Origin of the sequence: Nocardia sp. CY15 (genome assembly GCF_009829295.1) — a bacterium.
Classification (GTDB): Bacteria; Actinomycetota; Actinomycetes; order Mycobacteriales; family Mycobacteriaceae; genus Nocardia; species Nocardia sputi.
Genome location: NZ_VUOT01000094.1, coordinates 1 through 1,232, shown reverse-complemented (window position 1 = coordinate 1,232; position 1,232 = coordinate 1). Strand labels below are relative to the sequence as shown.

Genomic DNA, 1,232 nt, shown 5'->3' with positions numbered 1-1,232 from the left:
AGAACGTGTTATCGGATTGGGAGTGTGTGTGATGACGGTTGTGGTGGGGCCGCTGGTGTTCGATCCGTATGACTATGGGTTTCATGAGGATCCGTATCCGGTGTATCGGCGGTTGCGGGAGGAGGCGCCGTTGTATCACAACGCGGATGTGGGGTTTTGGGCGTTGTCGCGGTATGTGGATGTGGTGGGGGGTTTTCGGGACTGTGTGGGGTTGTCGAGTGCGAATGGGGTGTCGTTGGATCCGGCGGCGTGGGGGCCGGATGCGCATCGGGTGATGTCGTTTTTGGCGATGGATGATCCGCGGCATATGCGGATGCGGCGGTTGGTGTTCAAGGGGTTCACGCCGAAGCGGGTGGCGGGGATGGAGGCGCGGATTCGGGAGTTGACGTTGTCGTATCTGGTGCCGGCGTTGGGGGGTGGTGGTTTCGATTGGATCGATGAGGTGGCGGGGAAGTTGCCGATGGATGTGATTTCGGAGTTGATGGGGGTTCCGGTGGTGGATCGGGGGGAGATTCGGCGGTTGGCGGATCTGGTGGTGCATCGGGAGGACGGTGTGCTGGATATTCCGATGGCGGCGGTGGAGGCGTCGGTGACGTTGTTGGGTTATTACGCGGAGATGGTGGCCGAGCGTCGCCGGGTGCCGCGTGATGATCTGACTTCGGCGTTGCTGGATGCCGAGATCGGCGAGGACACGCTGACTGATGAGGAGATCGTGGGGTTTTTGTTTCTGATGGTGGTGGCGGGGAACGAGACCACCACGAAGTTGCTGGGTAATGCGTTGTATTGGGCTGGGCGGTGTCCGGGGGAGTATGCGAAGGTGGTGGCGGATGGGGGGTTGGTGGGGGATTGGGTGGAGGAGACGTTGCGGTATGACACCTCTAGTCAGGTGATTGCGCGTACTGCTACGGCGGATTTGGGTTATTACGGGGGTGTGGTTCCGGCGGGGGGGAAGGTGTTGTTGTTGATCGGTTCGGCTAATCGTGATCCGGCGGTGTTCGAGGATGGGGATTGTTTCCGGATCGATCGTGCCGGCAAGTCGGGGTTGGCCAGTTTCGGTGCGGGGGTGCATTTCTGTTTGGGTGCGCATCTGGCGCGGTTGGAGGCGAGGGTCGCGTTGGGGGAGTTCGCGTCGCGGGTGCGGTCCTTCGAGGTCGTGGAGTCGGGGATCGTGCGTGTTCATTCGTCCAACGTGCGTGGTTTCGCGCACCTGCCCATCACCGTGGAGACCCGAT

The 1,232-nt window shown here is 61.4% G+C and carries 1 protein-coding gene; it reads left to right on the top strand.

What is annotated here, in order from left to right; all coding sequences use genetic code 11:
• Positions 1 to 31 precede the first annotated feature (31 nt).
• Positions 32 to 1,232 (top strand): cytochrome P450 (locus GVY39_RS33730; RefSeq protein ID WP_159989408.1); only part of this gene is annotated, 1,201 nt, incomplete at its 3' end.